Origin of the sequence: Erysipelatoclostridium sp. MSK.23.31 (assembly GCF_019125875.1) — a bacterium.
Lineage (GTDB): Bacteria > Bacillota_I > Bacilli_A > Erysipelotrichales > Coprobacillaceae > Thomasclavelia > Thomasclavelia ramosa.
The window spans coordinates 1-459 of the sequence record NZ_JAHOCB010000129.1 but is presented as its reverse complement, the minus strand read 5'-3'; the positions used below and the strand labels follow the sequence as shown (position 1 = coordinate 459).

Sequence of the window (459 nt, the reverse complement as noted above, 5' to 3'; positions counted from 1 at the left end):
GCAGAGGAAAACAAGGACGCTGGCTGGCTCATTATGAATGGCAACCGCATACAGATTAAACGCCGACAGTTTGAAAAGGTTATTGATAAATTGGACGCAATCTAATGCAAATGAGCCTTGTATGTGTTATGATGAACACAAGTCATATCAAGGCTCTTTCCAACAAGGAAAGGAGCAGACACCATGAAAGAAAAAAGACGGGATAACAAAGGTCGTATCCTGCATACTGGAGAGAGCCAACGAACAGACGGAAAATACTTATATAAATATGTAGACGCATTGGGAAACACAAAATATGTGTATGCTTGGAGATTGACACCCACAGACCCGACACCAAAGGGAAAACGGGAAAAACCCTCACTTCGAGAACTGGAACAGCAGATAAGACGGGATATTGAGGACGGTATCGACAGCACAGGCAAGAAAATGACGCTTTGCCAACTCTATGCCAAACAGAAC

At 43.4% G+C, this 459-nt stretch carries 1 protein-coding gene and 1 pseudogene; both read left to right on the top strand.

Annotated elements, in window-relative coordinates; genetic code table 11:
* Nucleotides 1-105, top strand: a pseudogene (locus KSU54_RS18640) (excisionase); the annotation flags it as partial.
* A 78-nt stretch (nucleotides 106-183) separates the two neighbouring features.
* Nucleotides 184-459: integrase DNA-binding domain-containing protein (locus KSU54_RS18635; protein WP_217749057.1), on the top strand; the 276-nt coding region annotated here is incomplete at its 3' end.